Source organism: Comamonadaceae bacterium M7527 (assembly GCA_021044545.1).
Lineage (GTDB): Bacteria > Pseudomonadota > Gammaproteobacteria > Burkholderiales > Burkholderiaceae_C > RS62.
The window spans coordinates 1958335-1984780 of record CP087990.1 but is presented as its reverse complement, the minus strand read 5'-3'; the positions used below and the strand labels follow the sequence as shown (position 1 = coordinate 1984780).

Annotated in this window: 30 protein-coding genes, 1 tRNA gene and 2 pseudogenes; 10 read left to right on the top strand and 23 right to left on the bottom strand. The window is 56.0% G+C overall.

The genetic code is table 11. The features are described from left to right. Positions 1–24: 24 nt before the first annotated feature. Positions 25–603 (bottom strand): flagellar basal body-associated FliL family protein, encoded by a 579-nt coding sequence (locus LN050_09690; GenBank protein ID UFS56017.1) that lies wholly within the window; start codon positions 601–603, stop codon positions 25–27. A 19-nt stretch (positions 604–622) separates the two neighbouring features. Then, complete coding sequence (locus LN050_09685) at positions 623–2404, bottom strand: flagellar hook-length control protein FliK (protein ID UFS56016.1); 1782 nt, start codon at positions 2402–2404, stop codon at positions 623–625. 204 nt (positions 2405–2608) lie between these two features. On the opposite strand from LN050_09685, the gene flhA reads away from it, so the two are divergent. From flhA to fliS, 7 genes are all read left to right on the top strand, one after another. Continuing rightward, on the top strand, positions 2609–4705 hold the full coding sequence (gene flhA, locus LN050_09680) for a flagellar biosynthesis protein FlhA (protein UFS56015.1): 2097 nt from the start codon (positions 2609–2611) through the stop codon (positions 4703–4705). Between the two features lie 46 nt (positions 4706–4751). Then, positions 4752–6194, top strand: a complete 1443-nt coding sequence (locus LN050_09675; protein UFS56014.1) for a hypothetical protein — start codon at positions 4752–4754, stop codon at positions 6192–6194. After that, positions 6187–7011, top strand: coding sequence for an AAA family ATPase (locus tag LN050_09670; protein UFS56013.1), 825 nt, complete (start codon positions 6187–6189; stop codon positions 7009–7011). Before LN050_09675 ends, LN050_09670 begins: the two co-directional genes overlap by 8 nt. Before the next feature lie 2 nt (positions 7012–7013). Continuing rightward, on the top strand, positions 7014–7736 hold the full coding sequence (gene fliA / locus LN050_09665) for an RNA polymerase sigma factor FliA (protein UFS56012.1): 723 nt from the start codon (positions 7014–7016) through the stop codon (positions 7734–7736). 39 nt (positions 7737–7775) lie between these two features. Beyond that, positions 7776–8303, top strand: coding sequence for a hypothetical protein (locus LN050_09660; GenBank protein ID UFS56011.1), 528 nt, complete (start codon positions 7776–7778; stop codon positions 8301–8303). A gap of 60 nt (positions 8304–8363) precedes the next feature. Then, a complete protein-coding gene (locus LN050_09655) occupies positions 8364–9086 on the top strand; it encodes a hypothetical protein (protein UFS56010.1) in 723 nt (240 codons plus the stop codon). 76 nt (positions 9087–9162) lie between these two features. Beyond that, the gene (fliS, locus tag LN050_09650; protein UFS56009.1) at positions 9163–9594 is read left to right on the top strand and encodes a flagellar export chaperone FliS; all 432 of its coding nucleotides are present in this window, start codon (positions 9163–9165) and stop codon (positions 9592–9594) included. A 196-nt stretch (positions 9595–9790) separates the two neighbouring features. Here the strand turns inward: fliS and LN050_09645 are convergent. The 18 genes from LN050_09645 to rplN all read right to left on the bottom strand — a co-directional run bounded on the left by LN050_09645 (position 9791) and on the right by rplN (position 18720). After that, positions 9791–9867 (bottom strand) — tRNA-Met (locus tag LN050_09645). A gap of 53 nt (positions 9868–9920) precedes the next feature. Next, positions 9921–10313 carry a 50S ribosomal protein L17 gene (gene rplQ, locus LN050_09640; GenBank protein ID UFS56008.1) on the bottom strand — a complete coding sequence of 131 codons (393 nt, stop codon included), beginning with the start codon at positions 10311–10313 and terminating at the stop codon, positions 9921–9923. A 108-nt stretch (positions 10314–10421) separates the two neighbouring features. Next, positions 10422–11414, bottom strand: a complete 993-nt coding sequence (gene rpoA / locus LN050_09635; GenBank protein ID UFS56007.1) for a DNA-directed RNA polymerase subunit alpha — start codon at positions 11412–11414, stop codon at positions 10422–10424. Positions 11415–11517: 103 nt separating this feature from the next. Beyond that, positions 11518–12141, bottom strand: coding sequence for a 30S ribosomal protein S4 (rpsD, locus tag LN050_09630; protein UFS56006.1), 624 nt, complete (start codon positions 12139–12141; stop codon positions 11518–11520). A gap of 149 nt (positions 12142–12290) precedes the next feature. Continuing rightward, positions 12291–12695 carry a 30S ribosomal protein S11 gene (gene rpsK, locus LN050_09625; GenBank protein ID UFS56005.1) on the bottom strand — a complete coding sequence of 135 codons (405 nt, stop codon included), beginning with the start codon at positions 12693–12695 and terminating at the stop codon, positions 12291–12293. A gap of 17 nt (positions 12696–12712) precedes the next feature. Then, complete coding sequence (rpsM, locus tag LN050_09620) at positions 12713–13078, bottom strand: 30S ribosomal protein S13 (GenBank protein ID UFS56004.1); 366 nt, start codon at positions 13076–13078, stop codon at positions 12713–12715. A gap of 20 nt (positions 13079–13098) precedes the next feature. Then, on the bottom strand, positions 13099–13212 hold the full coding sequence (rpmJ, locus tag LN050_09615; GenBank protein ID UFS56003.1) for a 50S ribosomal protein L36: 114 nt from the start codon (positions 13210–13212) through the stop codon (positions 13099–13101). A 77-nt stretch (positions 13213–13289) separates the two neighbouring features. Continuing rightward, on the bottom strand, positions 13290–14570 hold the full coding sequence (gene secY, locus LN050_09610) for a preprotein translocase subunit SecY (GenBank protein UFS57385.1): 1281 nt from the start codon (positions 14568–14570) through the stop codon (positions 13290–13292). Between the two features lie 64 nt (positions 14571–14634). Continuing rightward, positions 14635–15072, bottom strand: a complete 438-nt coding sequence (gene rplO / locus LN050_09605) for a 50S ribosomal protein L15 (GenBank protein UFS56002.1) — start codon at positions 15070–15072, stop codon at positions 14635–14637. Positions 15073–15084: 12 nt separating this feature from the next. Then, positions 15085–15267, bottom strand: a complete 183-nt coding sequence (gene rpmD, locus LN050_09600; protein UFS56001.1) for a 50S ribosomal protein L30 — start codon at positions 15265–15267, stop codon at positions 15085–15087. Positions 15268–15276: 9 nt separating this feature from the next. Continuing rightward, entirely contained in the window at positions 15277–15795 is a 519-nt protein-coding gene (gene rpsE, locus LN050_09595) for a 30S ribosomal protein S5 (protein ID UFS56000.1), read from the bottom strand. A gap of 18 nt (positions 15796–15813) precedes the next feature. Continuing rightward, positions 15814–16179 carry a 50S ribosomal protein L18 gene (gene rplR / locus LN050_09590; GenBank protein ID UFS55999.1) on the bottom strand — a complete coding sequence of 122 codons (366 nt, stop codon included), beginning with the start codon at positions 16177–16179 and terminating at the stop codon, positions 15814–15816. A gap of 11 nt (positions 16180–16190) precedes the next feature. Next, positions 16191–16724: a 50S ribosomal protein L6 gene (rplF, locus tag LN050_09585; protein UFS55998.1), complete on the bottom strand. Its 534-nt coding sequence runs from the start codon at positions 16722–16724 to the stop codon at positions 16191–16193. 23 nt (positions 16725–16747) lie between these two features. After that, positions 16748–17143 (bottom strand): 30S ribosomal protein S8, encoded by a 396-nt coding sequence (gene rpsH, locus LN050_09580; GenBank protein UFS55997.1) that lies wholly within the window; start codon positions 17141–17143, stop codon positions 16748–16750. A 17-nt stretch (positions 17144–17160) separates the two neighbouring features. After that, positions 17161–17466: a 30S ribosomal protein S14 gene (gene rpsN, locus LN050_09575; GenBank protein UFS55996.1), complete on the bottom strand. Its 306-nt coding sequence runs from the start codon at positions 17464–17466 to the stop codon at positions 17161–17163. A gap of 8 nt (positions 17467–17474) precedes the next feature. Then, the gene (gene rplE, locus LN050_09570; GenBank protein ID UFS55995.1) at positions 17475–18014 is read right to left on the bottom strand and encodes a 50S ribosomal protein L5; all 540 of its coding nucleotides are present in this window, start codon (positions 18012–18014) and stop codon (positions 17475–17477) included. 2 nt (positions 18015–18016) lie between these two features. Then, positions 18017–18337 (bottom strand): 50S ribosomal protein L24, encoded by a 321-nt coding sequence (rplX, locus tag LN050_09565; protein UFS55994.1) that lies wholly within the window; start codon positions 18335–18337, stop codon positions 18017–18019. A 14-nt stretch (positions 18338–18351) separates the two neighbouring features. Next, positions 18352–18720 carry a 50S ribosomal protein L14 gene (rplN, locus tag LN050_09560; protein UFS55993.1) on the bottom strand — a complete coding sequence of 123 codons (369 nt, stop codon included), beginning with the start codon at positions 18718–18720 and terminating at the stop codon, positions 18352–18354. A 395-nt stretch (positions 18721–19115) separates the two neighbouring features. Between rplN and proC the strand changes: the two genes are divergently transcribed. Next, on the top strand, positions 19116–19922 hold the full coding sequence (gene proC, locus LN050_09555) for a pyrroline-5-carboxylate reductase (protein UFS55992.1): 807 nt from the start codon (positions 19116–19118) through the stop codon (positions 19920–19922). 44 nt (positions 19923–19966) lie between these two features. On the opposite strand, the gene LN050_09550 is transcribed toward proC, so the two are convergent. The 3 genes and pseudogenes from LN050_09550 to recG form a co-directional block, all read right to left on the bottom strand. Then, entirely contained in the window at positions 19967–20845 is an 879-nt protein-coding gene (locus tag LN050_09550; GenBank protein UFS55991.1) for a UbiA family prenyltransferase, read from the bottom strand. Positions 20846–20853: 8 nt separating this feature from the next. Beyond that, positions 20854–21826: pseudogene (locus LN050_09545) on the bottom strand (LysR substrate-binding domain-containing protein). A 34-nt stretch (positions 21827–21860) separates the two neighbouring features. Then, positions 21861–23961: pseudogene (recG, locus tag LN050_09540) on the bottom strand (ATP-dependent DNA helicase RecG). A 170-nt stretch (positions 23962–24131) separates the two neighbouring features. Here recG and queA point away from each other — a divergent pair. Together queA and tgt are read left to right on the top strand one after the other, a co-directional pair. After that, a complete protein-coding gene (queA, locus tag LN050_09535; protein ID UFS55990.1) occupies positions 24132–25220 on the top strand; it encodes a tRNA preQ1(34) S-adenosylmethionine ribosyltransferase-isomerase QueA in 1089 nt (362 codons plus the stop codon). A 26-nt stretch (positions 25221–25246) separates the two neighbouring features. Beyond that, on the top strand, positions 25247–26446 hold the full coding sequence (gene tgt / locus LN050_09530) for a tRNA guanosine(34) transglycosylase Tgt (GenBank protein ID UFS55989.1): 1200 nt from the start codon (positions 25247–25249) through the stop codon (positions 26444–26446).

Here is a 26446-nt window from a genome sequence, read left to right as displayed (position 1 = left end):
AGTTACGTCCTGTTATGTGTGCGGTTACTGCACCACGAAATTGGTGAAATAGACCTCTTCAATGCCACCAAAATCTTCGTATTTTTCCAGCACCGTGTTCATTTCAACCTTCAAGGTCATCGCCAGCTCCTTGCGGAAATCCGGCTTCACCAAGTCAGCTTCTGTGGTCTGACGCAGCGCATCCAGCACAGCAGAGCGCAGCGCAAACTGGTGCTTGTCTACGTTTGCAAACACGCGCTCATCGTAGTTGGTCATGATGGCCATTTGCACCTGAATCACTTTGCGTGAGTTGGTGAGGTTGGCCAAAAATTCGCGCTCTAACTCTTTGTAGTGGTACTCAAAACGGGTCAGCTCAGGCGACTCTTTTGTCACGCGCTGAGGCACCGCAGCAGCAGTATCTGCCGCCGCCTCAGCCTCGGCCTCAAGTGCTGCAACTTGTTCCTCGGCAGCTTGTGCGTCTGCCTTGTCAAAAAAGCCGGTGAAGAACAAGGTGCCAAACACGGCACCGACCAGCAGCACCAGCACCAACACCACGATCAAGATGATCTTGAGTAAGCCGCCGCCTTTTTTTCCTTCTTCTTCGTCTTCAACTTCGTCAGCCATAGCCATACCTCTTTCTAAATTAAGCCCAAACGTTCAGTGGTCCGTCGCCATCAAAAGCACTGGCCGAGCCCGCTGGTAGCAACGACGAACCGTCGCCTACAGTGTCTGTTGCAGCCTGTTCGCCACCCAAACGGGTGTTTGCCCCCTGCTGCGGTGTCGGATTTCCGTTATTTTTCTGGCCACTTTCGCCATGTACGTCCATGGAAGCAATATTTGTTCCAGCTTGGCTCAAGGCCTCTCGCAATTTGGGCAAGCTGTCTTGCAACAAATCCCGTGTGAGTGGGTTGGCAGAGGTGAATTTGGCCTCCAACTCGCCATTTCGCATGGACAAGTCCACATCAACGGCGCCCAAATTGGCAGGTTTTAAAGTGAGCTGCATGCTCCACTGGCCTTTGGCAATTTGCCCCGCAAGCGCGCCCATGGCCTCGCCCAGGCGGTTGGCAATGTTTTGGTACATCTCCGTGCGCTGCGCGATCGCCGCGCCGGGCGCACCCAACACCACACCCAGCGGCTGGGCTGCGCGTGGCACGGCAGCGGCCAGCTTGTCTAAACCTCCCAAGGTGGGCTCACTGCCCAAGACATTGGCACCGGCAGCACCTCGCGCACCCAACAGGCTTTGAATATCATCCTCGCTCACACCCGCCAAGGCCATGGCTTGCGCGGCCAGCGCCGTTGAGGTGTTGGCCCCGGGCGCAGCGACTGCACCGCCGGCTTGCGCATTAAGGCCGGAGACCAGCATTTGCGCTGCCACTTGGGCAGACAAAGGACTCGCGCCACCGCCTGCAATGGGCTTGCCGTCCAGGCCGCCCAGCAAGGCGGCTTGTTGTTGCGCCAGTGCCAAGGCCTGTCCGCCTATGGCATTGGTCAAGGCAGCTGTTGGCGGTGCGCTTTGTGTGGGTTGCGCTTGTGCCTGCAGGTGCTGCTTGAGCGCCTCTACACTTAACTCAGGCACGTCGCCTGCTTCGCCTTGCCCCATGGCAGCAATGGCCACTTGCAGCGCGGCATCGGCTTGCATTGGGGCAGCCGCGCCTGGCGTCATCCACTGCGCAGTGGTTTGACCCATTAGCCCACCGCCTTGTGTGCCTTGGCCTGCTGCCTGGTTCAGCAACATGGCCACCGCCTCGGGGCTCATGCCCTGGGCCTTGGCAAACGCAGCCAAGCTGGCTTCGTTAGGCACTTGTGTAGGCGTAATGATTTGCATGCCACCCGCCAACGCCACAGCCATGATGTCGCTTGGCGGCTCATCCGAGCCGGGCTCAGCCTGCGCAGCATCCTTGAGCGCTTGTGCCACTTGCTGTGCAAGCGTTTGCCAGGCTTCTTTGGTTGTAGACGCTGGGTCTTCAAGCGCCGCCGGGGATTCACTGGCTGAGGTAACTGCCTTGGTCTGACCCTGCTGCGCCGGGCCGCTTGGCTGATGCGTGTCCGCCGCAGCTGTGCGTTGGTCAAAGCGCGAATCGACCTGCCGATGCTGGCGGTCTTGATGGTCTCGCCGGTCTTGGTGGGCAGGGCTTTGGCGCGAGTCTTGCGGCTCGTATTTTGGGCCCTGCCAACTTGCGGCACTGTCAAAGCGGCTCAAGTCCATGTTGGCGCTGCTGCCCATGCCAGTCACAGAGGCCTGCGCAGCGGCAGCGGCAAATTGTTGCCCATTGCTGGCCGCGTGCACGCGGGCAAACAGCTGGCCAAAGTCCTGGCTGGGTGAGCTCCAGGCGCTGGCTGGCGCTGTGGCATCGGTTCTCGCCAATGCCTTGGAAGCCTCTAGATAAGAGGCATTAAGGGTTTGAGCGGCGGTGGGTTGTGGCATATCCGGTCTTCCAAATCTATGCGTGGCACCCAGGAGCAATTCCCGGGCATACCCACTGTTAGCAAGAAGCATGACCGGAAGGGATTTGCCGCTTTGATTCGCGGCCAGCCACATGTGGCACAGGGCTTGCTTTGAACCATGCATACGCAGTGAATCCGGCCTCGGAATTACTACCAAAGAATTTGTTTTTGATTGATTCAACGCATGAACGCACTAAGCCTGTCAACGATTCGACAAAATTTGTCGGCCTTTGACTTCTCCGGTCTGGGGATACCTGCGCTCGTGCTCATGATCATGGCCATGCTGGTGCTGCCCCTGCACCCGCTGCTGCTGGACATCTTGTTCACATTCAATATTGTGGCGGCTTTGGTGATCGTGATGATCTCCATTGGCACCCGCAAACCACTTGAGTTCTCCAGCTTTCCAACCGTATTGCTGTTTGCCACCATGCTGCGCCTGGCGCTGAACGTAGCGTCAACCCGCGTGATCTTGGTAAATGGTCACGAAGGCGGGACTTCTGCCGGCGAGGTGATTGCCGCATTTGGTGAGTTTGTCATCGGTGGCAACTACCTGGTGGGTTTCATCATCTTCGCGATTTTGATGATCATCAACTTCATTGTGGTCACCAAGGGTGCAGGCCGCGTCTCGGAAGTGAACGCCCGCTTTACGTTGGATGCCATGCCAGGCAAGCAAATGGCCATTGACGCCGACTTGAACGCAGGCGTGATTGACCAGGAAGAAGCCAAAAAGAAACGTGAAGAGCTGTCACAAGAGGCCGACTTCTTTGGTTCTATGGATGGTGCTTCCAAGTTCGTCAGTGGCGACGCCATGGCGGGTTTGCTGATTTTGATCATCAACATCGTGGGCGGCCTGGCGATTGGTTTGGCTCAACACGACTTAAGCTTTACCGATGCGGGTCGCATTTACGTGTTGCTCACCATTGGTGACGGCTTGGTGGCACAAATTCCCTCATTGTTCTTGTCACTGGCCACCGCCATCATCGTGACACGCGTGACCACATCCGAGTCAGCAACAGAGCAGGCCAAGACGCAACTGTCCAACCCCTCAGCGCTATTTATAGCGGCAAGCATCATGACCATTTTGGGCTTGGTGCCCGGTATGCCACACATGGTGTTCTTGAGCCTGGCAGCTGCCACTGCCGGTATTGGCTTTATGGTGGTTCGTGGCAATGCGGCTGACGAGGTTGCACAGTCTGCACCCCAGGCAACAGACAGCACCGATGCGCCAAAAGAACTGGACTGGGACGATGTTGACCAAGTTGACCTGATTGGATTGGAAATTGGCTACGGCCTAATTCCATTGGTGAACCCAGAAACTGGCGGGCAACTGATGCCGCGCGTCAAAGGCGTGCGTAAAAAACTGTCTGCCGAGCTGGGCTTTTTGGTGCAGCCTGTGCGCATTCGCGACGCACTGAACCTGGCCCCAGACGTGTACCACATCACCATGAACGGCGTGGTGCGCGGCAAGGGCGAAGTGCGCGTGGGTAAAGAGCTGGCCATTAACCCCGGTCAGGTTTACGGCAAGGTTGAAGGACAGGCCACCAAAGAGCCTGCCTTTGGCCTGGAAGCTGTCTGGATTGACCCTGCGCAGCGCGACTACGCCCGCACGCTGGGCTACACAGTAGTCGATGCCAGCACCGCCATTGCCACACACTTGAACAAAGTACTGCGTGACAACTCCGCCGAGCTGTTAAGCCACGACGAAGCCCAGCAACTGTTAGACAAGCTGGCTGCCAAGTCGCCCAAGTTGGTGGAAGACCTGGTGCCTGGCAAATTGTCATTGGGCGTGATCACACGCACCATGCAAAACCTGTTGGCCGAAGGCGTGTCCATTCGCGATATGCGCACCATTGTTGAGTCGCTCACAGACGCGGCCACCAAAACCCAGGACCCCGATCAGCTCACCACCATGGTGCGTCCCAAGTTGGGCCGCATGATTGTGCAAGGCCTGATAGACGCCGACGAGAGCTTGGCTGTGATGACGCTTGACCCGTCTTTGGAGCAGCTGCTGCACAACGTGCTGCAACAAAACCAAGGCGGTGGCATGGTGCTGGAGCCCGGCTTGGCCGAGAACCTGTTTAGCGCCCTGCGCGATGGCACACGCGAAGTCGAAGACAAAGGCCACACCGCCGTGCTGGTGGTATCCCCCAGCATTCGCTCATGGTTGTCCAAGGCAGCGCGCCACCGCGTCGCCGACCTGACCGTGTTGTCGTACAGCGAAATACCAGATGACCAGGGCGTGAATGTGATTCACACCGTACAGGCTACCAATAAGTCATAAACGCCCAAACACCACTTAACAGACAAAGAGCAATCAGAGACCCGTTATGGAAATACAACGCATACTCGCTAGAGACACTCGCGCTGCCACCGACCAGGCCATGGCCAAGTATGGGCAGGACGTGCTCATTATTTCCAACCAGCGCGTAAACGGCCAAACCGAGTTGTTGGTCGCGGTGGACATACAACCAGGTGACGGCATGGACGATGACCAAAGCCTGAGCATGGGCGGTGTACATGGTGCAACCAGTGCCCAAGCGCAAGCCGCCAAACCGCTGAACTCATTTGAGGCTGCATTTGAAGAAACCATGATGCAGCGCCAACGCGCCAGACTGCGCGGCCAAAAGACCAGTCCTGCATCTACAGCAGCCAGCTTGCAACGTGCCAGCCGTGCCCGCACGACCAACGATGGGGCCGCGTCCACGCGAGCCCTGCAACTGATTGAACAACAAGCACAACCGGCTGCTGAAGCTGCCAAACCCGTTGAGCGTGCGGAGCCCGAAGTGGACACCAGCGCGCTGCAAGCGCAACGCGATGCCGCACGTGGCCGTGAAATTGTGGATATGGTGCGAGACGAAATCGCCGCACTACGCAAGGAATTTTCGCTCAGCCAGCGCATGAGTCCTTGGCAGGACACCTTGCCTATTTCACCCGCCATCAAGCCTTTGATCAACGCGCTAACCGAAGCGGGCGTGCCTGCTGGTTTACGCGGTTTGTTGATAGACCGTATACGAGAGGCTGCCGACCTAGACGACGCCATGGCGGCACTACGCAGCCACTTGGTAGAGGCTTTACCCAATGTCGGCGTGGCCGTACCAGAACGTGGCCAGCACATAGTGAGCGGCCCAACCGGTGTGGGCAAGACATTGATGGCTGCGCGCTTGGCACAAGCTGGCGCGCTGCAACACGGTGCGCACGCTGTTGTCATGATCAGCTTTGCGGACACCCGTCCGGGTGCCTGGAGTCAAGTCCAAATGCTCACCGCTCAATCCGGCATTGATTGCTACCGCGCCTGCGACGCCAACGCCCTGTCGTTGCTGCTGGATGAGTTGTCGCAACGCACCTTGATCGTGATTGATACAGCCGGCGTTGAGTTTGAGCGCAGCGTTGCACAAATCAAGCAAATTGCACCGCAAGCACTCGCTCACGTGGTGCTGGCCGCCGACTCGTCGACTGTCACCATCAAACGGGTACGCCAAGCGTTTGAATGGGACAGCGTCATGGTCAGCAAGCTGGACGAGGCGTCACAGCCTTGGCCGCTGCTGCAAGCCTTATGCGACAGCCCACTGCCCATGTCGCTAATGGGTCCTAGCGCGCGCCTAAGCGAGGCCGCGCTACCGTACTCGGGTGTGCGTATTGTTGAACAGGCATTGGCGCATTTGCCGCTTAGCCAAGACAGCGTAGCCCACAACCCCACCATGGCCGCCGACAGCATGGCCGCCACCATTTTGAAAATGCGTGCCCCGCACGAGAAAGCTATCCATGGCTAATTCACATTGCCCACAAGTTATTGGCGTTGCCAGTGGCAAAGGTGGCGTTGGCAAGACAACGGTGGCCGTTAACCTGGCCGTCGCCCTGTCCATGGCCGGCAAACGCGTTGCCTTGTTGGATGCGGATATGGGTTTGGCCAATGCGCAAATCGCGTTGGGCAGCCGCAGTCCATTCAACGTTAGTCATTTGTTGGCTAGCGAAAAGACGCTGCGCGAGATCATGGTCAAAACTGAAGATGGGGTTCACCTGGTTCCTGGCGCGTCTGGCCGGCGTGACATGGCTGGCATTTCAGAAGCCCAAGTCTCCAGCATCATTCACGCCTTTGATGAGGTTGCCGACGACTTTGACTTTGTCATCGTTGACGTAGCTGCCGGCATATCGCCGTCTGTCATGTCATTTCTAGCGGCCTGCCACAGGCGCTACGTGGTGTTGAGGGACGAACCCTCCAGTATTGCTGACGCTTACGGCACCATCAAAGTCATGACGTCCGAGCTGGGTTTGGATGAGGTGTATTTGATACCCAATATGATGAGCTCACAAGCCAGTGGCTGGCAATTGTTCAAGCGCATGAACGAGGTCTGCACCCGCTTCCTGGGCCGGTCTGTCAATTACCTGACCTCTGTCGAGGCAGATGATCTGATTTTTGCTGCATTGCGCAAGTACAAGCCCGTGCTGAGCTTTGCGCAAGGCAGCAGCGGTGCACGTGACTTTAGGCGAATGGCAGAGCTCAGTATTGACTTACCACCGGCGACAAAAGCACACGGTCATGCGCAGTTCTTTTTCCAGCGCTTGTTGGATGCTGAGCAAGGAGCCTAAGCATGGTCGCTGCAGTCGCCCTTTACGAGTCGGTTCAAGTCAACAACCGCGACGACCTGATTGTTGCGCACATGGGCATGGTCAAGCGTGTGGCTTTGCACCTCAAAGCACGCCTTCCGCCTTTCATGGAGGTTGACGAGCTGGTGCAAGTCGGCATGCTGGGCCTGATTGAGGCGGCGCGCGGCTTTGACATGTCCAAGGGTGTCGAGTTTGAAAACTACGCACACAGCAGGGTGCGCGGCGCAATTATTGATGAAGTGCGTCGACTGTCTGCATTGCCCCGCTCGGCGGTAAGCTTCAACAAGCAACACAGCAGCGCCACGCAAACCCTGGCGTCTGAGCTGGGGCGCACGCCCACGCAAGCGGAGATGGCCCAACACATGGGCATGGACATGAACGAGTTCCAAAAGGAGCGCGGCCACGCCAAGCGGTTTGAGACCTATTCCATGGAGGTGGTCAATGACGAGGTCATGAACATGGCCGACGACATACACCGACAACCAGAAGCCATTGTTGAGCACGCTGAGTTTATGGACGCTGTTACAGCCGCCATTGAACACTTGCCCGAGCGTGAGCAACTTGTGATGCAGTTGTATTACGTAGAAGAGCTCAACCTCAAAGAGATTGGCGAGGTTTTGGAGGTGAGTGAGTCGCGGGTGAGTCAGATTTTGTCCGCAACGGTGAAGAAACTTCGCACAACCCTTAACATTGAGGGCGGTCGCTAGCCATCATGGCTTGTGAGCTCTTCAACACACTGGCGTTCAATGCTTCCTATTTTTGACAACAAAAGTCCTGCGCTGCTAAAGAAACGGGCAAAGCAAGACTTTGACAAGGTTGCCGAGCTTGAGGGTAACGGTCGAACGGCGCGCAGCTTGCGCATACGCATGGGCCTGCTAACACGTGCCCATATCGACAAAACGTTCATTGACGGCGCCGAAAAAATGGCGGTTTACCAAGACGTGATGATGGCGGCCCTGGCAGCTGGCGAGTCACTGCCGCCGGAACCCCAATTCACTGTATTTCAATTGGTTGATACCTCTGGTGGCAAGGCCGTCTGGGTTTACGTACCCGAAGAATATGTGGAGCAGATTTTTCAACTTGGCATGCGGTATCAGCGCATGGACATCACAGCGCAAACGGCTATTGATGCTGTACAAAACATAATCGACCAAATTTGCCGCTTTGAGTTCAAGCTGGACGAGCCGCTGACGGCTCTGCAGTTTTTGCGGGATGAGTTGGCTGAGGAGGCCGAGGGCAACGAAGACCCACTATCGGAGCCGACTGGCGATTAATCAGACCTGGTTCAGTGTCACTGGCTTGAGCCGATACCTTATGCGTAGGAGTGCGCGAGCATGGACAATTTATTCTTGGGGCTGATTGCCCTGGTCATATTAGGCATCATCGTAGTCTTGATTTATCTTGTAGACCGCGTCAACGCTATCGAAGGCCGTAGCTCTTTGGCAGACGCTGCAGCCCAAGCCTTGAACACGGTGGCAACTGCCGCCTCAACGGTAGACGTCAACAACGGGTTTAACGGCTTTAGTGGCAAAAAACTATGGGATGCGGTCTGCGGCAAGGCCAATCCACCGCTTGAGCCGGCTGAGCTGGCATCGCTGCGCGAGCGTTATGAGCCCATTCTTGAAAAACACATTCTTGAAGTCATTCAAGATGGCGCCAAAGACGTGGCCGCAGGTACAACCAGCTCACCCAAAGCAACGCGCGACATCAAGACCTTGCGCGCAAGCGTAGCGTCTTACCTGCCGGCACAACACGTCAGTGCGTTGTACAAGGCGGGCTACGAGGCCGCCGCCAATCCCGACGACATCCCACGTATTGCCCAAAGCCTGGATGAAACCTGCGACACCTTGTACGCTCGCTGTGATTTGGCGTTGGTGAACCCTTTTTCTACGCGTGTATTTGGCGATGCAAACGCTACCAACGACCCTGCTTTACTAGACAGCCCCGACGCAGCAGTCGCTGCAGACGATACGCCTGGCGATGAGTTGGACGATATGGCGGATGATCTTGAAAACTTCTCAGTGGAAACGGTCAGTCGCAAGCCTGCAAAACGTTAATCCGGGCTAAAGGTTTTGTCCGAGTAGCCGATTCTCTAGTTGTCCGCAGTCGGCGGCATAACCGGAGATCATTTACATGCGTATCAATCACAAAGCGTTGGAAAGTTACGGTGCCGTTAAGGTCGTCACAGGCGTGTCTGGCGCCAACAGCGTTCAACTGATTCAAATGTTATTCGACGGTCTGTTAGAGAGCCTGTCGGCCGCCAAAGGCCATATCATGCACGGCGACATCGGCGAAAAATCCAAGGCCTTGAGCCGCGCCAGCCGCATTGTGTTGGGCCTTCAAAACGCCTTAGACCACGACAAAGGCGGCGAGCTGGCCACCAACCTCCATGAGCTGTACATGTACTGCACACGCCGCGTATTGCATGCCAACATGCACAACGACGTCGCTGCCATCGATGAGGTCTACAGCCTGATGAACGACATTCGCCAAGCATGGGAAACCGTGCCAGCCCTGGCCCCTACAGCCCCGGTGCAATTCCAGCGCCCTGTATACGCCAACTAGTGCTTGAGCAGCAGTCATAAGGCGCTGTACAGCGCCTTGACACAACAAGGAGCCGATAGGCTCCTTTTTTTTCGTGGTACCGACTACCCACTAGTCGCCGCTTGGAATAAGCCACACCGGCTCCGCAAATGAACCACCCGACCCATTGACAGACGTAAAAAAACCCAAACATGTTGCCATGTTTGGGTTTTAAAAGTGGTTGCGCGGGCAAGATTTGAACTTGCGACCTTTGGGTTATGAGCCCAACGAGCTACCAGGCTGCTCCACCGCGCGACAAGCTTTGTAGTTTAGCACGATTTGCCGCGCCAACCCACGTTTTTCAATATTTATTCAGCTGCGCTGTCTTCTTGTGAAGCGTCATCAGCTTGGTCAACCAACTGCACCAATGCCATTGGGGCATTGTCACCGTCGCGGAAACCCATTTTCAAAATGCGTGTGTAACCACCTGGACGTGCGGCAAAGCGCGGGCCCAAGTCGTTGAACAGCTTGACGACCACATCACGGTCACGCAAGCGGTCAAACGCCAAGCGACGGTTGGCCACAGTGGGCTTCTTGGCCAACGTGATCATGGGTTCTACCACGCGGCGCAATTCCTTGGCTTTTGGCAGTGTGGTCTTGATGGTCTCGTGCGTAAGCAGCGAGTTCATCATGTTGCGCAACATAGCCAAACGGTGGCTGCTGGTGCGGTTAAGTTTACGTAGTCCGTGTCCGTGACGCATGTTATTTTCCTTTGCGTGTTATGCCACCAGCCGTATCAGGTACTGATGGAGGGGCCTGCCATGGCTTGGGACTAGCCCCCGCCTAGCAAGCGGTGATGATTCAAATGCTTAGTGCTTGTCCAAACCAGCTGGTGGCCAGTTGTCCAGCTTGGCACCGAGGTTCAAGCCGCGCGACATCAACACTTCCTTGATTTCGTTTAGCGACTTGCGACCCAGGTTTGGCGTCTTGAGCAACTCGTTTTCAGTACGCTGAATCAAGTCGCCAATGTAGTAGATGTTCTCGGCCTTCAAGCAGTTTGCAGAGCGTACTGTGAGTTCGAGCTCGTCCACGGGACGCAACAAAATAGGATCGAAAGAAGACCCACCAGCATCGCCACCGCCCATGCCAGACTCAGAGCCGGCAACGCCGCCCTCAAGCTGAGCAAAAGAGGCCAACTGGTCAACCAGAATCTTGGCTGATGCACGTACAGCGTCTTCAGGCGCAATAGCACCATTGGTCTCGATCTCGATAACCAGCTTGTCCAGGTCGGTACGCTGTTCAACACGCGCGCTTTCCACGGTGTAGCTCACACGGCTGATAGGCGAGAAAGAAGCGTCCAACACAATGCGACCAATGGAACGCAACTGATCGTCCAAACGGCGCATTGAACCGGGCACGTAACCGCGACCCTTTTCAACCTTGATCTGCATGTCCAACTTGGCGCCAGCGCCCAATGTCGCAATGACGTGGTCTGGGTTGATGATGGTGACATCGTGTGGTGTTTGGATGTCAGCGGCCGTCACAAGACCTTCGCCGTCTTTACGCAGGCTTAGGGTCACTTCGTCGCGGCTTTCCAGCTTGAACACGATACCTTTGAGGTTCAACAACAAGTTGACGACGTCTTCTTGCACGCCATCAATGGTGGAGTACTCGTGTACCACGCCAGCGATGGTGACTTCGGTAGGCGCATGGCCAACCATGGACGACAACAAGATACGGCGCAAAGCGTTGCCCAGAGTGTGACCATAGCCACGCTCAAAGGGCTCCAAGGTAACCTTGGCACGGTTGTGGCCTTGTGCCTCAACTTGAATAGACTTTGGCTTTAGCAATTGATTTAGCATGAAACTTCCTTCAATACCCTCGGCTCGTTACACCGATAAGGCCGACGAAGTGATCCCGCACAAACGTATGCGTGCGTTGTGCGGGGGCTTAGAAACTCGAGAATTAGCGTGAGTACAATTCGACAATCAGCGATTCGTTCACGTCACCGGCGAACTCGTCGCGATCTGGTGACTTCTTGAACACGCCTTCTAGCTTGTCGGCAGCAACATCGACCCAAGCTGGGAAACCAGCTGATTTGGCCAGCTCTAAGGCCTCCAAAATGCGGCCTTGCTTCTTAGACTTCTCGCGTACAGCAACAACGTCTGACGCCTTGACCAGGTAGGAAGGGATGTTCACAGACTGACCGTTGACGGTCATAGCCTTGTGTGACACCAACTGACGGGCTTCCGCGCGTGTAGAGGCAAAGCCCATGCGAAATACCACGTTGTCCAGACGGCACTCCAGCAATGTCAGCAAGTTGGCACCGGTGTTGCCACGACGACGGTCGGCTTCGGCAAAGTAGCGGCGGAACTGACGCTCCAATACGCCGTACATGCGTTTAACTTTTTGCTTTTCGCGCAACTGCAAGCCGTAGTCAGAGGTGCGCTGACCAGATGTGCGGCCGTGTTGACCTGGCTTGGAGTCGAATTTGACCTTGTCACTCAAAGAACGGCGAGCGCTCTTGGTCAACAAGTCGGTGCCTTCACGGCGGGATAGTTTGGCCTTTGGGCCGAGGTAACGTGCCACGGATTGTCCTTTGGTTGTCTGCTGCCAATCGTATTGAACGTCTTAGCAGGAGCTCACAACAATATGCTGCAAGCGGTGGGCTTCAAAACGAAAAGGTGCTTCAACGGAAGCACCTCTTGGGGAGAGCGTGTCAGCAGCTAATCAAGTGATTAGATACGACGACGCTTTTGTGGACGACAGCCGTTGTGCGGTACTGGCGTCACATCTGCGATCGAGTTGATACGAATACCCAGTGCGCCCAATGCACGCACTGATGATTCGCGACCAGGACCTGGGCCCTTGATTTCAACGTCGAGATTTTTAATACCTTGCTCAATGGCTGCGCGACCTGCCACTTCAGATGCAACTTGCGCTGCAAATGGTGTGGACTTGCGTGAGCCCTTAAAGCCTTGGCCACCAGAAGACGCCCAGGACAAAGCATTGCCTTGACGGTCTGTAATGGTGATGATGGTGTTGTTGAACGACGCGTGAACGTGTGCAATACCGTCGGCAATATTCTTGCGGACTTTCTTGCGCACACGAGCTGCTGCGCCGCTGTTCTGTTGCTTAGCCATAATATTTCAGTTCCGTTTTATTTCTTGAGCGACTGAGCAGCCTTGCGCGGACCCTTGCGAGTGCGTGCGTTGGTCTGCGTGCGCTGACCGCGCATTGGCAGTCCACGGCGGTGACGAAAGCCTCGGTAGCAACCAATGTCCATCAAACGCTTGATGTTCATGGTGACTTCACGGCGCAAATCACCTTCGATGGTGATCTTGCCGACTTCTTCGCGCAACTTCTCGACATCGCTGTCGTCCAAGTCTTTGATCTTCTTATTGTATGCGATGGCGCATGCCTCGCACAGTTGACGCGCACGAGTGCGGCCAATGCCAAAGATTGCCGTCAAGCCGATTTCAGCGTGCTTGTGTGGCGGAATGTTAATACCTGCAATACGTGCCATGGTGTTCCTCTAAACGTCTATCAGCCTTGGCGCTGCTTGTGGCGGGGATCTGTACAGATCACGCGCACAACACCGTGGCGGCGAATAATTTTACAGTTGCGGCACAATTTCTTGACCGAAGCCGAAACTCTCATTTCTCTCTCCTAGTAAAAGGCATGCCCGCTTGACACTCAATGGGCTAACAATCTGTATGGGTGGCAACACAAGTTGCTTAAACGCCCATGGATCCTTTGAAATTGGCTTTCTTAAGCAGTGAGTCGTATTGCTGACTCATCATGTAGTTTTGCACCTGTGACATAAAGTCCATGGTCACTACCACAATGATCAACAGAGACGTTCCACCGAAGTAAAAAGGCACGTTGTATTTCAAAATCAAAAACTCTGGCAACAAGCACACGAATGTGATGTAGATGGCGCCAACCATGGTCAAACGCAGCAAAATCTTGTCAATGTAGCGGGCGGTCTGATCGCCTGGGCGAATACCTGGCACGAAGCCACCGCTCTTCTTCAAGTTGTCTGCAGTCTCACGGCTGTTGAATACCAAGGCCGTGTAGAAGAAGCAGAAGAAAATAATCGCTGCGGCGTAAAACGCTACATAAACAGGTTGTCCAGGTGCCAGGGCGCCTGAAATATCGCGCAACCACAACATGGAGTCGCCGGTTGCAAACCAGCTCACCACGGTGGCTGGCAACAAAATAATACTGCTGGCGAAAATGGGGGGGATAACACCCGCCATGTTGAGCTTGAGCGGCAGGTGTGAGCTTTGACCACCGTACACACGGTTGCCGACTTGACGCCTGGCGTAATTCACCAAAATTTTACGTTGGCCGCGCTCGATGAACACCACCAGGTAAGTCACTGCCAACACCACAGCCACAATCAAGATCGCAACAATGGGACTCATTGAGCCGCTGCTGATGAGTGAACCAAAGCCACCCAAGGCACTGGGCAAACCCGCGGCGATACCGCCGAAGATCAGAATAGAAATACCATTACCCAAACCGCGCTCAGTGATTTGCTCGCCAAGCCACATCAGGAACAAGGTGCCGGCTGTCAGGCTTACGACGGTTGCAACGCGAAAGCCAAAACCAGGCGACAACACCAAGCCAGCCGTACCCTCAAGTGCCAAGGCAATACCGAAGGATTGGAACAAGGCCAAACCCAGGGTGCCGTAGCGGGTGAACTGGGTAATCTTGCGACGACCAGCTTCGCCCTCTTTCTTCATCTGCTCAAACGTGGGCACCACGTAAGTCATCAATTGCATGATGATGGATGCCGAAATGTAGGGCATGATGCCCAGCGCAAACACGCTGAAACGTGATAACGCACCGCCAGAAAACATATTGAACAAACTCAATATGCCACCGCTTTGACCCTTGAACAACTGCTGCAACTGAACCGGATCAATGCCCGGCACCGGAATGTGCGCACCTATACGGTACACCACCAGTGCCAGTAACAAAAACACCAAGCGGCGACGCAAGTCGCCCATGCCTGCGCTTTTGTTGTTCAATGCGGGAGTTGTTGCCACAGCTTCAGCCTAACCTTGCTTTAACTTAAGACGCTTGCACACTGCCACCGGCAGCTTCAATCGCAGCCTTGGCACCAGCCGTGGCGTTGATGTTTTTAAGTGTTACAGCGCGGGTGATGTCGCCAGTTTTCACAACTTTTACCTTGCGAACCAACTCACCAACCAGACCAGCAGCCTTTAACACCAACAAGTCAACTTCAGCCGCTTCCAGGGCTGACAAGTCAGACAGGCTGATTTCGCCGTTGATCGCCAACAAGCGTGACTTAAAGCCGCGCTTTGGCAAGCGGCGATGCATAGGCATTTGACCGCCTTCAAAACCCACGCGGTGAAAACCACCAGTACGTGACTTTTGGCCTTTGTGTCCACGGCCAGCGGTTTTGCCCAAGCCTGAGCCAATGCCGCGACCTACACGGCGTTTGGCATGCTTGGCGCCAACGCCTGCGTTAATTGTGTTTAGTTCCATGACGGACTCCACTTACAGAACCTTGACCAGGTAGCTGATTTTATTGATCATGCCGCGCACAGCAGGCGTGTCTTCCAACTCGCGTGTGCTGTTTACTTTGCGCAGACCCAAACCACGAACGGTGTCGCGGTGGTCAGCTTTACAGCCGATTGGGCTGCGAACCAGCTGAACGGTCACTTTTTTATCGGTGCTCATGCCAAGTCCTTAGTTGAAGATCTCTTCAACAGACTTGCCACGCTTGGCAGCTACTGATGAAGGAGTCGACAGGTTTTTGAGTGCGTTGATGGTGGCGCGTACCAAGTTGTATGGATTGCTTGAACCATGGCTCTTGGCAACCACATCGGTGACGCCAACCACTTCAAACACCGCACGCATTGGGCCACCAGCAATAATGCCAGTACCTTTTGAGGCGGGCAGCAACATCACTTTGGCTGCGCCATGTGAGCCGTATACAGCGTGGTGCACTGTGCCGTCTTTCAACGGCGCCTTCACCAGGTTGCGACGCGCTTCGTCCATGGACTTTTGCACTGACACTGGCACTTCACGTGCTTTGCCTTTGCCCATGCCCACTTTGCCGTCGCCATCACCCACCACTGACAGGGCTGCGAAACCCAGGATACGACCACCCTTGACCACCTTGGTCACGCGGTTGATCGCGATCATTTTTTCGCGCAGTCCGTCTTCCGGGGCGTCTTTTTTAGCTGCTGCTGTAAATTTTGCCATTTTGTATTCCCGTCCTGATCAGAACTGCAAGCCAGCTTCGCGGGCCGCTTCGGCCAAAGCTTTCACGCGACCGTGGTAGGCAAAGCCTGAACGATCGAATGCAACTTGTTCAACGCCAGCTGCTTTTGCACGCTCAGCAATACGCTTGCCGATGATGTCTGCAGCAGCAACGTTGCCGCCTTTGCCTGCGCCGCCGATTTGGCTGCGAATTTCGGCTTCTGCAGTTGATGCAGAGGCCAACACTTTGGTGCCACAGCCAGAGATTACGCTGGCGTAAATGTGCAAGTTGGTGCGATGGACCGACAAGCGGGCTGCGCCTTGCTTGGCAATACGCACGCGGGTTTGACCTGCACGACGTACACGCTGTTCCTTTTTGGTCAACATGGTCTTGGTCCTTATTTCTTCTTGGTCTCTTTGATCACGACGCGCTCATCCGAGTAACGGATGCCCTTGCCCTTGTAAGGCTCGGGTGGGCGCGTAGCACGCACCTCAGCAGCGATCTGACCAACGCGCTGACGATCAGCGCCCTTAATCAAAATCTCGGTTGGCGCTGGCGTCTCAACCTTGATACCCTCTGGCATCACGAAATCGACTGGGTGCGAAAATCCAACCTGCAAATTCAGCTTTGAACCAGAGGCTGCAGCACGAAAACCCACACCAATCAGGGTGAGCTTCTTCTCGAAGCCTTTGCTCACACCAGTAACCATGTTGTTAACCAACTGGCGCATGGTGCCGGACATTGCATTGGCCGCAGCAGATTCATCCACTGGGGCAAACGTCATCTGACCGTCTTTATTCTCGATAGTCACCAAGGCGTTGAGCTTTTGCTCAAGCGCACCCAGTGTGCCTTTGACCGTAATGCGGTCAGCGCTGATAGCAACATCCACACCTTGTGGGATGGCAACAGGCATTTTTGCGACTCGCGACATGTGTTACTCCTTGGTGTGAACTGTTATGCGACGTAGCACAACACTTCGCCGCCCACGCCTTCGGCGCGCGCCTTGCGATCGGTCATGACACCCTTGGGTGTTGTCACGATAGCCACACCCAAGCCGTTCATCACTTGCGGGATGGACTTGGAGCCACGGTACACACGCAAACCTGGGCGAGAGACGCGCTCAATGCGCTCAATCACTGGAGAGCCAGCGTGGTACTTCAAGGTCACAACCAACTCTGACTTGCCAGCGTTGTCGTTCACTTTAAAACTGTCGATGTAGCCTTCGTCTGACAAGACTTGGGCAATCGCGACTTTGACTTTGGATGCAGGCATTGCCACATTGGTTTTTTCAACCATTTGGGCGTTGCGAATGCGGGTCAACATGTCGGCGATAGGATCACTCATACTCATATCGGTTCTCCTGCGGCTTACCAGCTAGCCTTGGTCACGCCAGGGATGTTGCCTTCAAAGGCCAGCTCACGCACTTTTGCGCGGGCAAGACCGAATTGACGGAAGGTACCGCGGGGGCGTCCCGTGATGCCACAGCGATTGCGTTGACGCGTTGGGTTTGCGTTGCGGGGCAACTTTTGCAAACCCAGACGCGCTGCATCGCGCTCTTCATCTGAAAGCTTGGCGTTGTTGGCCACAGCTTTGAGTTCTGCGTATTTCTTGGCAAACTTTTGCGCAAGCATGTCGCGCTTGAGTTCACGTTGGAGTAGTGCTTGTTTAGCCACGCGTCACCTCAGTTCTTGAACGGAAAACGGAAACCAGTCAAAAGCGCCTTGGCTTCTGCATCTGTCTTGGCCGTTGTCGTAATGCTGATGTTGAGACCGCGCAAAGCGTCAACTTTGTCGTACTCAATTTCAGGGAAAATAATTTGCTCTTTGACGCCGATGTTGTAGTTGCCACGACCATCGAAAGAGCGGCCGTTGATACCGCGGAAGTCACGCACACGTGGCAATGACACGGATACGAAGCGGTCGAGGAATTCGTACATCTTCTCGCCGCGCAAAGTCACCATGCAACCAATGGGCTGCAACTCGCGGATTTTGAAACCAGCGATTGGCTTTTTAGCCTTGGTAACCACTGGCTTTTGGCCGGCGATCTTGGTCAGGTCGGACACTGCGTGGTCCATTACCTTTTTGTCGGCAACCGCCTCACCCACACCCATGTTCAGGGTGATTTTGGTGATGCGTGGCACCTCCATGGGTGACTTGTAGCCAAACTGCTCCATCAGAGCGGGCGAAATTTTTTCGCGGAATTGCTGCAGGAAACGCGACATGATTAGGCCACCTTGATTTCTTCGCCGCTGGACTTGTAAACGCGCACTTTCGTGCCGTCGTCCAACTGCTTGATGCCAACACGATCAGCTTTGCCAGTCGCAGCGTTGAAAATCGCTACGTTGGACTGATGCAATGACATTGATTTTTCGATAATGCCGCCAGTCACACCCTTCATTGGGTTTGGCTTAACGTGCTTCTTGACGAGGTTGACACCTTCAACGACCAAACGCTCGTTTTCAGCGCGCACAGCAACCGTGCCGCGCTTACCCTTGTCGCGGCCAGCAATGACGATGACTTCGTCACCTTTGCGGATCTTGTTCATTTTTGAGCGTCCTATTAGAGAACTTCAGGCGCCAAAGACACGATCTTCATGAACTTCTCACCGCGCAATTCGCGGGTGACAGGGCCGAAGATGCGAGTGCCTATGGGCTCAAGCTTGGCGTTTAGCAACACGGCGGCATTGCCGTCGAACTTGATCAAGGCGCCATCTGGGCGACGAATGCCCTTGGCAGTGCGTACAACAACAGCGCTGTACACCTCACCTTTTTTGACACGGCCACGCGGAGCGGCTTCCTTGACGCTGACTTTAATGACGTCGCCAACACTGGCGTAACGACGCTTAGAACCGCCTAGCACCTTGATGCACATGACAGACTTAGCGCCAGTGTTGTCGGCAACACTGAGTCGAGATTGAGTTTGGATCATTTGTATTTAGTCCCAACTTGAATCCGCATTACCACCACGGCAATGCTTGATCAGTCTTGGGCCCGTCGTTGATACACAGCACGCGCAAAGGAGTTGCTTATGCAAAACCAGTTCGCACCCTGCATACGCATTGATTGGGCTGAAAAGTTTCTCCGCAACATTCAGAAGCGAAGCCCGCTAGTATAGCGCAGCTTTTGATGCATGCGCAAGTTTTTTTTATTAATATTTCTAAAACCACCTGCCAGCGCCCCATTATCTCCTAAGCTGTGGGTGGCAAACAGGCCCACAACAAACGGCTAGCAACCTATTGACAGTCACACATGAGCACGCAGACCCTCTCCACACCCCCCTCCACACCCCCCTCCACAACACATGGCCAACAGCATATTGTTTTCATGGGGGGCGGCAATATGACGCGCGCCATCGTGGGTGGCTTGCTACAGTCACCCACACCCCCTGGGCGTATCAGCGTGGTACAGCGCAGCGACCCTAACAAGGCACAACTGATCAATGACTTTGGGCCATTGGGGCTGCAAGTGGTGGCCAACGCAGGCGATCTGAGCCAAGCGGCCACTGTGGTGATTTGGTCTGTCAAACCCCAGGTACTCAAGGAAGTCGTATTGGCCAACAAGGCCCTGTTCGGTCCTGAGTGCTTACACATCAGTGTGGCCGCTGGCATCAGCACCTCGGCGCTGGGCACGTGGCTGGGTAGCAATCAGGTGGTTCGATGCATGCCCAATACCCCCTCTACCGTAGGCATGGGTGCGGCCGGGCTCTACGCTGCAAGCCACATCACAGCAGCCCAGCGCGCCCAAGTTGAAGCGGTACTGCACACAACCGGCTTGTTGGTGTGGGTAGAGCAAGAGCACTTGCTGGAGGCCGTCACTGCCGTGTCTGGTTCTGGCCCAGCCTATTTCTTTTATGTGATGCAGGCCATGTCTGAGGCCGGGCAAGCCATGGGCTTGTCAGCGGATACGGCGCAAGCCTTGGCCATTGCCACCGCCAGAGGCGCTGCCGAACTCGCAACACAGTCTGATGAGAGCCCGGCGCAACTGAGACAGCGCGTGACCTCCAAAGGTGGTGCGACATTTGAAGCCATTGCCGTATTTGAGCAGGCCCAGCTCAACATCACAGTGGCAAATGCAATGGGCGCTTGTGCCGCACGCGCAAAGGCCATGGGCGAGGCATTTGGCAGCGCTTGAAAGCTTGGCGCGAGCGGTTGTGGGTGGTTGTACAGGTCCTTGCGCTACACCAAGCCGTCTAGCAACACACCCGCAAACAGCACAGCGCCTAGCCAGTGGTTGTGTTTAAACACCCAAAAACAATCGCTGCGCTCACGGCCTCTGATTCGCCACACACTGTAGGCCGCCATAGCCGCGCCCAATAGCCATGCCCACAGCCTGGGCTGGCTGGCCCACACATTGAGTTGCCAGGCCATTAAACCCAGATGAGCCGCATAAAACGCAGCCACGGCCAGGACATCAAAGCGCCCCAAAGTAATGGCCGATGTTTGTATGCCTATGCGCAAGTCGTCATTTCTGTCGACCATGGCATACACCGTGTCGTAGGCCAACACCCATAACCAATTGGCCAACAGCAACCACCCCACCGATGCGGGTAACACAAAGGCCTGACGCCACACATCAAGTTGCGTGCTTTGCGCCACAAACGCCATGGGTATGCCCATGCTAAACGCCACACCCAGCACCGCTTGCGGCATAGACACCACGCGCTTGGCAAACGGGTAAGCCACTGCAACCGCCACTGCCGAAAAAGACCACAGCACGGTCGCCGCACTGGTGGTTAAGACCAAGGCAAACGCAAGCAATGCCAGCGCCGCGCCCAACAGCAAGGCCTCTGGCTTGCTCACCCGCCCAGTGGTGACAGGCCGGTTAGCGGTGCGCTCTACAAACTTGTCAAAATCGGCATCGGCCACGTCGTTCACACAACACCCGGCACTGCGCATCAACACGGTACCCGCGGTAAACACCAGCAGCAAGTGCCAACCTGGAAAGCCACCTGCGCCAACCCACAACGCGCCAAGCGTAGGCCACAACAGCAGCAGCCAGCCAGCAGGGCGATTCCAACGGATTAAATCCAAATACAACTTGATGCGTTGTGTCATAGCAGCCTTCAGCCCAAATTCTGCACACGTGTCACACCAGGCAGCGCGCACGAGTCCAGCGCGCGGCGCAGTGCGGCCAACGCCTCCAAACGCGTGAAGCTGCGCCGCCATGCCAAGACCACACGCCGCGTGGGCGTGTCATCCGAAAACGGCAAATAGCGCACAAAGGCATGTCTGCCACATTGGCTGCGCCAGCTGCAGCGCGTGGTTTGTCCAGCAAGGCCTGCGGCACGCTCAAGCGGGGCACCAGCGTGACACCCATGCCAGCAGCCACCATGTGCTTGATAGTCTCAAGTGATGAGCCCTCAAACGTGCGCTGTATGCCGTGCGCATCTGTGGCAAAGCGCGCAAACTCTGGGCACACCTGCAACACATGATCTCTGAAGCAGTGACCATTACCCAGCAGCAACATGGTCTCAGACTTGAGTTGCTCGGCGCTCACACTGGTCTGTTGCGCCAAGGCGTGCTGCACAGGCACAGCCGCCAAAAATGGCTCATCGTAAAGCGGTATGACTTCCAGGTTGGTATCTGAAAACGGCTCAGCCAATACCGCGCAGTCCAGGTCGCCCACACGCAACTGCTCTAGCAAGCGCGCGGTAAAGTTTTCTTGCAATATCAGCGGCATTTGAGGCGTTTGCTCAATCACGCGGCGCACCAAATCCGCAGCAAGTAGGGGCCAATGGTGTAAATGACACCCAAGCGCAACGGCCCACTCAATGGCTCTTTGCCCCGCTTGGCGATTTCGCGAATAGCCTGCGACTGCTCCAGCACCACTTGCGCTTGACGCACCACCTCTTCGCCTATGGGCGTGAGTGAAATGTCGGCGGCACTGCGCTCAAACAGTTGCAAGTCCAAATCGGCCTCTAGTTTTTTAATGCCCATGGACAGCGTGGGCTGCGACACATTGCACGCAACGGCGGCGCGGCCAAAATGCCGCTCTCTGGCTACCGCCACGATGTATTTCAACTCTGTCAGTGTCACGCCAGGATTCCCTTATGAGACAAGCCTGCAAGCATCAGGCCTTTAAATAATCCACCTTGCCGCCCATCCAGCGCATCATGTGGCGCTGCGCCGCAGCGTTATTGTTCGCCAGCATATCAGCGGCCTGATCTGCGGCCCATGCCAGCAAGTCGTCGTCTACGCCCAACTCGGCAAACCGCAACAGCGCCGCACCAGACTGACGCGCGCCCAGGAACTCACCCGGGCCACGCAACGCCAGGTCAATGCGCGACAACTCAAAACCATCATTGGTTTGCTGCATGGCCTTTAGGCGCTCTCGTGCAATTTGGCCCAAAGGCGACTCGTACAACAACACACAAGCCGATGCTGCGGCGCCACGCCCCACACGGCCGCGCAGCTGGTGCAACTGGCTTAGACCAAAACGCTCGGCATGCTCTATCACCATCAGTGACGCATTGGGCACGTCCACACCCACTTCAATCACAGTGGTGCTAACCAATACCCGTGTATGGCCGTCAATAAAACCTTGCATCACCGCCTGCTTGTGCGCAGGCGGCAACTTGCCGTGCATCAAACCGACCAGAGGCGGTACATCACCGAGCGCCGTCGGCACTTGATGGACCTGATCAGCTTGCGCCCTACCCTGGCCCAACGCCTCACACAGCTCTTGGTGAGCCTGCGTGGCGTGGCGCAAGTCCAGCCAGCGCCTCGCTTTCTTCTATCAACGGGCACACCCAATACACCTGGCGACCCTGTGTGACTTGCTCGCGTATGCGCTCTACCAGCTCGTCGCGCTTGGCACTGGGCAACACGCGCGTGACTATGGGTGTGCGCCCGGGTGGCAACTCGTCAATGGTGGACACGTCCAAATCAGCGTAGTAGCTCATGGCCAGGGTGCGCGGTATGGGCGTGGCCGTCATCATCAGCAAATGGGGCGACAGCTGCAAACCGTTGTGCGTGTGCGTCAGTTTGTGGCGCAGGCTTAAACGCTGGGCCACACCAAAACGATGCTGCTCATCAATGACCACCAAGCCCAACTTGTTAAACGCCACACCCTCTTGTATCAAGGCGTGCGTGCCCACCACCAGCGCCGCCTGCCCACTGGCTATCGCTTGCAGCATGGCGGTGCGATCTTTTTTCTTTTGGCTGCCGGTTAGCCAGGCCACGGTTTTGCCGTGACGCTCAAGCAGCGGCTGCAACCATTGCAGCATTTTCACAAAGTGCTGTTGGGCCAGAATTTCTGTGGGCGCCATCAGGGCGCATTGCCAGCCGGCTTGCATGGCCGCACAGGCTGCCAGCGCAGCCACTACTGTCTTGCCGGATCCCACATCGCCTTGCAACAATCTGTGCATGGGTGTGCTGGCCGTCATGTCTTGGCTGATTTCACGCACCACACGGCTTTGTGCGGCGGTCAAGTCAAAGGGCAAGACCTTTAGCAACTCGGCGCTCCAAGACGCTTTGGCACCCACCGCAAAGTCTGGTGCCTGCATGCTGGCGCGCTCTGCGCGTGCTTGCAATTGGCTAAGCTGCTGGGCCAACAACTCTTCGGCTTTTAATCTTAACCATGCCGGATGAGCCTTGTCTTCCAACGCTTGTAGCGACACGTCGGGCGTGGGATGGTGCAACAACTCCAAGCTGGCCCGCAGCGTCCAGTTGGACGGCAAACCCAAGTGGTGCAAAGCCTGCAAGCCCTTGTGCGGCAGGGTTTCTGTCAAGTCGGCGCGCTGCAAACCTTTGGCCACAGCCTTGCGCAAGTAGGCCTGCGGCAAACCAGCTGTACTGGGATAAACCGGTGTCAGTGCAACCGCTAAAGCGGCGTCGGCTGGCTTGATGGAGGGGTGCACCATCTCATAACCAAAAAACCCACCCCTCAACTCACCGCGCACGCGCACGCGCTGACCTACGGCCAAGGCCTTTTGGTGAGACGGATAAAAACTAAAAAATCGCAAGGTGCAAATGGTTCTGCTGCCATCGTCTTGGCCTTGAGCATGAACCTCCTGCAGCTGCACCACCAACTGCCGCCTAGGCTTAAAGCCCACCTCGCAACTGGTCACCACACCTTCTATTTGCACCGCCTCACCAACGGGCGCATCGCGCAGGCGGCTCACGCGCGTTTCATCTTCATAGCGCATGGGCACATGCAGCGCCAAATCCATGGGTGCGCGCAAACCCAATTTGTCTAGCGCTTGTTGTGCCGCGCTTTTAGGTTTGCCAACAGCTGCGCGCGAGGCCTTGCCTGGCGCACGTGTTGCGGGTGCGGGCTTTGCGGGCGCAGTCTTCTTTGGCGGGCTATCCATGGGACAATTGTGCCCGCAAGAAAGCCCCTATGAAAGCCACGCAGCAACCCACCACATTTCGACTCAGCGACTTTGACTTTGAGCTGCCGCCCAGCCTCATCGCCCAGCACCCGGCCCCGGTTAGAAGCCAGTCCAAACTGCTAGACGGTACTGGCCCAACCCCTGTTGACCGCCTGTTTGCAGACCTCCCAAGCCTGTTGAAAGCTGGTGACTTGCTGGTGTTTAACGATACGCAAGTGGTGAAAGCCAGGCTGTTTGGCGCCAAAGCCAGCGGCGGCAAGGTAGAGATGCTGATAGAGCGTGTACTGGCCGACAACGAGCCTGCGGGCGACGAGGCAGCTGGGCCGCACGCGCCCAACAGCCACGTGGTGGTGCACTTGAAGGTCAATAAGAAGCCAGCGCTTGGCGCCGTCTTGGACATGACCGGGTTTAAGGCCGCCCTGCTAGGACGTTGGCCTGACAGCCAAGGCGGCTTGTTCAGGTTTAGGTTAGACCGCGACGCCTACCAAGTGATGACGCAACACGGCCACGTGCCGCTGCCCCCTTACATCACGCATGCAGACGACGACACAGACGAGGCGCGTTACCAAACCATTTTTGCCAAACACCCAGGCGCGGTTGCCGCACCCACAGCTGCCTTGCACTTTGACCAAGGCGTGCTGGACGACTTGCAAGCACGTGGCATAGAGCGCGCCAGCGTGACCTTGCATGTGGGCGCGGGTACGTTCTCACCCGTCAAAACAGACGACTTGAGCCAGCACGTGATGCACGCTGAGCGCTATCAAATCCCCCAGGCCACGCTGCAAGCGATTGCGGCGTGCAAAGCCAGAGGCGGGCGGGTGATCGCAGTAGGCACCACCTCGGTACGCACCCTGGAGAGCTGGGCACTGCATGGCCACACCAGCGGCGACACGTCTATATTCATCACACCCGGCTTTGCATTCAAGGTCGTGGACGCTTTGGTGACCAACTTTCACCTGCCCAAGTCCACGCTGATGATGCTGATCAGTGCGTTGTCAGGCCATCAGCACGTCATGCAGCTATACCGCCACGCCATTGACCAGCAGTACCGCTTCTTCAGCTATGGCGACTCTATGCTGCTGTCCCGATCTGTTTAACCCGCAAGGTCTGGGACAATGTAGCCATGCTGCAATTTGAAACACTCACCACCGACCCCGCGCAAGGTACATACCCAGGCTCACACGCCCGGCGCGGCAAACTCACGCTCAATCACGGCGTGGTGCAAACCCCCATATTCATGCCCGTGGGCACTTACGGCACTGTCAAAGGTGTCATGCCCACCAGCTTGCACGATATGGGTGCGCAAATCATTTTGGGCAATACCTTTCACTTGTGGCTGCGTCCGGGAACCGATGTGATCAAGCAGTTTGGCGGCTTGCACGAGTTTGAAACTTGGGACAAGCCCATACTCACAGACTCTGGCGGCTTTCAGGTGTGGAGCCTGGGCAAAATGCGCAAAATCAGCGAAGAAGGCGTGCGCTTTGCCTCGCCCATCAACGGCGACAAGTTGTTCTTGACGCCCGAGATCAGCATGCAAATACAAACCGTGCTCAACTCTGATGTGGTGATGCAGTTTGACGAATGCACGCCTTATTTAAGCGTTGAGAAAAAAACCCAAGGCCAAATCACCACCCGCGAAGAAGCACGCAGCTCCATGCAATTGAGCATGCGTTGGGCCAAGCGTTGCCAGACTGAGTTTGCCAACCTACAAAATCCCAACGCCTTGTTTGGCATTGTGCAAGGCGGCATGTTTGAAGACTTGCGCGAAGAGTCATTGGCCGGGCTTGAAGAACTCAACTTCCCAGGCCTGGCCGTTGGGGGCTTGAGCGTAGGCGAGCCCAAAGAAGACATGATGCGTGTCTTGAAGCACATTGGCCCCAAACTGCCAAAGGGCAAGCCGCACTATCTCATGGGTGTAGGAACGCCGGAAGACTTGGTTGCTGGCGTACAAAACGGCATCGATATGTTTGACTGCGTCATGCCCACGCGCAATGCGCGCAACGGCCATATGTTTACCCGCTTCGGTGACGTCAAAATTCGCAACTCGCGCCACAAGACAGACCAGGCCCCTATTGACGAGACCTGCACTTGTTACTGCTGCAAAGGTGTCACGCATGCCAACGGTTCAGTCAGCGGTGGCTTCTCACGCGCCTACATGCACCATTTAGAACGCTGCGGCGAAATGCTGGGCCCTATGCTGGCCAGCATTCACAACCTGCACTACTTCTTGAACCTCATGCAAGAGATGCGTGACGCTCTGGATGCTGGGCGCTTTGGCGCATTTGTAGCGCAGTTTCACGCCGACAGGGCAAGAGGCGTTTAA

Excerpts from the sequence above, each read along its gene's own strand:
- LN050_09690 (UFS56017.1), bottom strand. The coding sequence starts at position 603 with ATGGCTGACGAAGTTGAAGACGAAGAAGAAGGAAAAAAAGGCGGCGGC.
- LN050_09685 (UFS56016.1), bottom strand. The coding sequence starts at position 2,404 with ATGCCACAACCCACCGCCGCTCAAACCCTTAATGCCTCTTATCTAGAG.
- flhA (UFS56015.1), top strand. The coding sequence starts at position 2,609 with ATGAACGCACTAAGCCTGTCAACGATTCGACAAAATTTGTCGGCCTTT.
- LN050_09675 (UFS56014.1), top strand. The coding sequence starts at position 4,752 with ATGGAAATACAACGCATACTCGCTAGAGACACTCGCGCTGCCACCGAC.
- LN050_09670 (UFS56013.1), top strand. The coding sequence starts at position 6,187 with ATGGCTAATTCACATTGCCCACAAGTTATTGGCGTTGCCAGTGGCAAA.
- fliA (UFS56012.1), top strand. The coding sequence starts at position 7,014 with ATGGTCGCTGCAGTCGCCCTTTACGAGTCGGTTCAAGTCAACAACCGC.
- LN050_09660 (UFS56011.1), top strand. The coding sequence starts at position 7,776 with ATGCTTCCTATTTTTGACAACAAAAGTCCTGCGCTGCTAAAGAAACGG.
- LN050_09655 (UFS56010.1), top strand. The coding sequence starts at position 8,364 with ATGGACAATTTATTCTTGGGGCTGATTGCCCTGGTCATATTAGGCATC.
- fliS (UFS56009.1), top strand. The coding sequence starts at position 9,163 with ATGCGTATCAATCACAAAGCGTTGGAAAGTTACGGTGCCGTTAAGGTC.
- rplQ (UFS56008.1), bottom strand. The coding sequence starts at position 10,313 with ATGCGTCACGGACACGGACTACGTAAACTTAACCGCACCAGCAGCCAC.
- rpoA (UFS56007.1), bottom strand. The coding sequence starts at position 11,414 with ATGCTAAATCAATTGCTAAAGCCAAAGTCTATTCAAGTTGAGGCACAA.
- rpsK (UFS56005.1), bottom strand. The coding sequence starts at position 12,695 with ATGGCTAAGCAACAGAACAGCGGCGCAGCAGCTCGTGTGCGCAAGAAA.
- rpsM (UFS56004.1), bottom strand. The coding sequence starts at position 13,078 with ATGGCACGTATTGCAGGTATTAACATTCCGCCACACAAGCACGCTGAA.
- rpmJ (UFS56003.1), bottom strand. The coding sequence starts at position 13,212 with ATGAGAGTTTCGGCTTCGGTCAAGAAATTGTGCCGCAACTGTAAAATT.
- secY (UFS57385.1), bottom strand. The coding sequence starts at position 14,570 with ATGGGCGACTTGCGTCGCCGCTTGGTGTTTTTGTTACTGGCACTGGTG.
- rplO (UFS56002.1), bottom strand. The coding sequence starts at position 15,072 with ATGGAACTAAACACAATTAACGCAGGCGTTGGCGCCAAGCATGCCAAA.
- rpmD (UFS56001.1), bottom strand. The coding sequence starts at position 15,267 with ATGAGCACCGATAAAAAAGTGACCGTTCAGCTGGTTCGCAGCCCAATC.
- rpsE (UFS56000.1), bottom strand. The coding sequence starts at position 15,795 with ATGGCAAAATTTACAGCAGCAGCTAAAAAAGACGCCCCGGAAGACGGA.
- rplR (UFS55999.1), bottom strand. The coding sequence starts at position 16,179 with ATGTTGACCAAAAAGGAACAGCGTGTACGTCGTGCAGGTCAAACCCGC.
- rplF (UFS55998.1), bottom strand. The coding sequence starts at position 16,724 with ATGTCGCGAGTCGCAAAAATGCCTGTTGCCATCCCACAAGGTGTGGAT.
- rpsH (UFS55997.1), bottom strand. The coding sequence starts at position 17,143 with ATGAGTATGAGTGATCCTATCGCCGACATGTTGACCCGCATTCGCAAC.
- rplE (UFS55995.1), bottom strand. The coding sequence starts at position 18,014 with ATGTCGCGTTTCCTGCAGCAATTCCGCGAAAAAATTTCGCCCGCTCTG.
- rplX (UFS55994.1), bottom strand. The coding sequence starts at position 18,337 with ATGAACAAGATCCGCAAAGGTGACGAAGTCATCGTCATTGCTGGCCGC.
- rplN (UFS55993.1), bottom strand. The coding sequence starts at position 18,720 with ATGATCCAAACTCAATCTCGACTCAGTGTTGCCGACAACACTGGCGCT.
- proC (UFS55992.1), top strand. The coding sequence starts at position 19,116 with ATGGGGGGCGGCAATATGACGCGCGCCATCGTGGGTGGCTTGCTACAG.
- LN050_09550 (UFS55991.1), bottom strand. The coding sequence starts at position 20,845 with ATGACACAACGCATCAAGTTGTATTTGGATTTAATCCGTTGGAATCGC.
- queA (UFS55990.1), top strand. The coding sequence starts at position 24,132 with ATGAAAGCCACGCAGCAACCCACCACATTTCGACTCAGCGACTTTGAC.
- tgt (UFS55989.1), top strand. The coding sequence starts at position 25,247 with ATGCTGCAATTTGAAACACTCACCACCGACCCCGCGCAAGGTACATAC.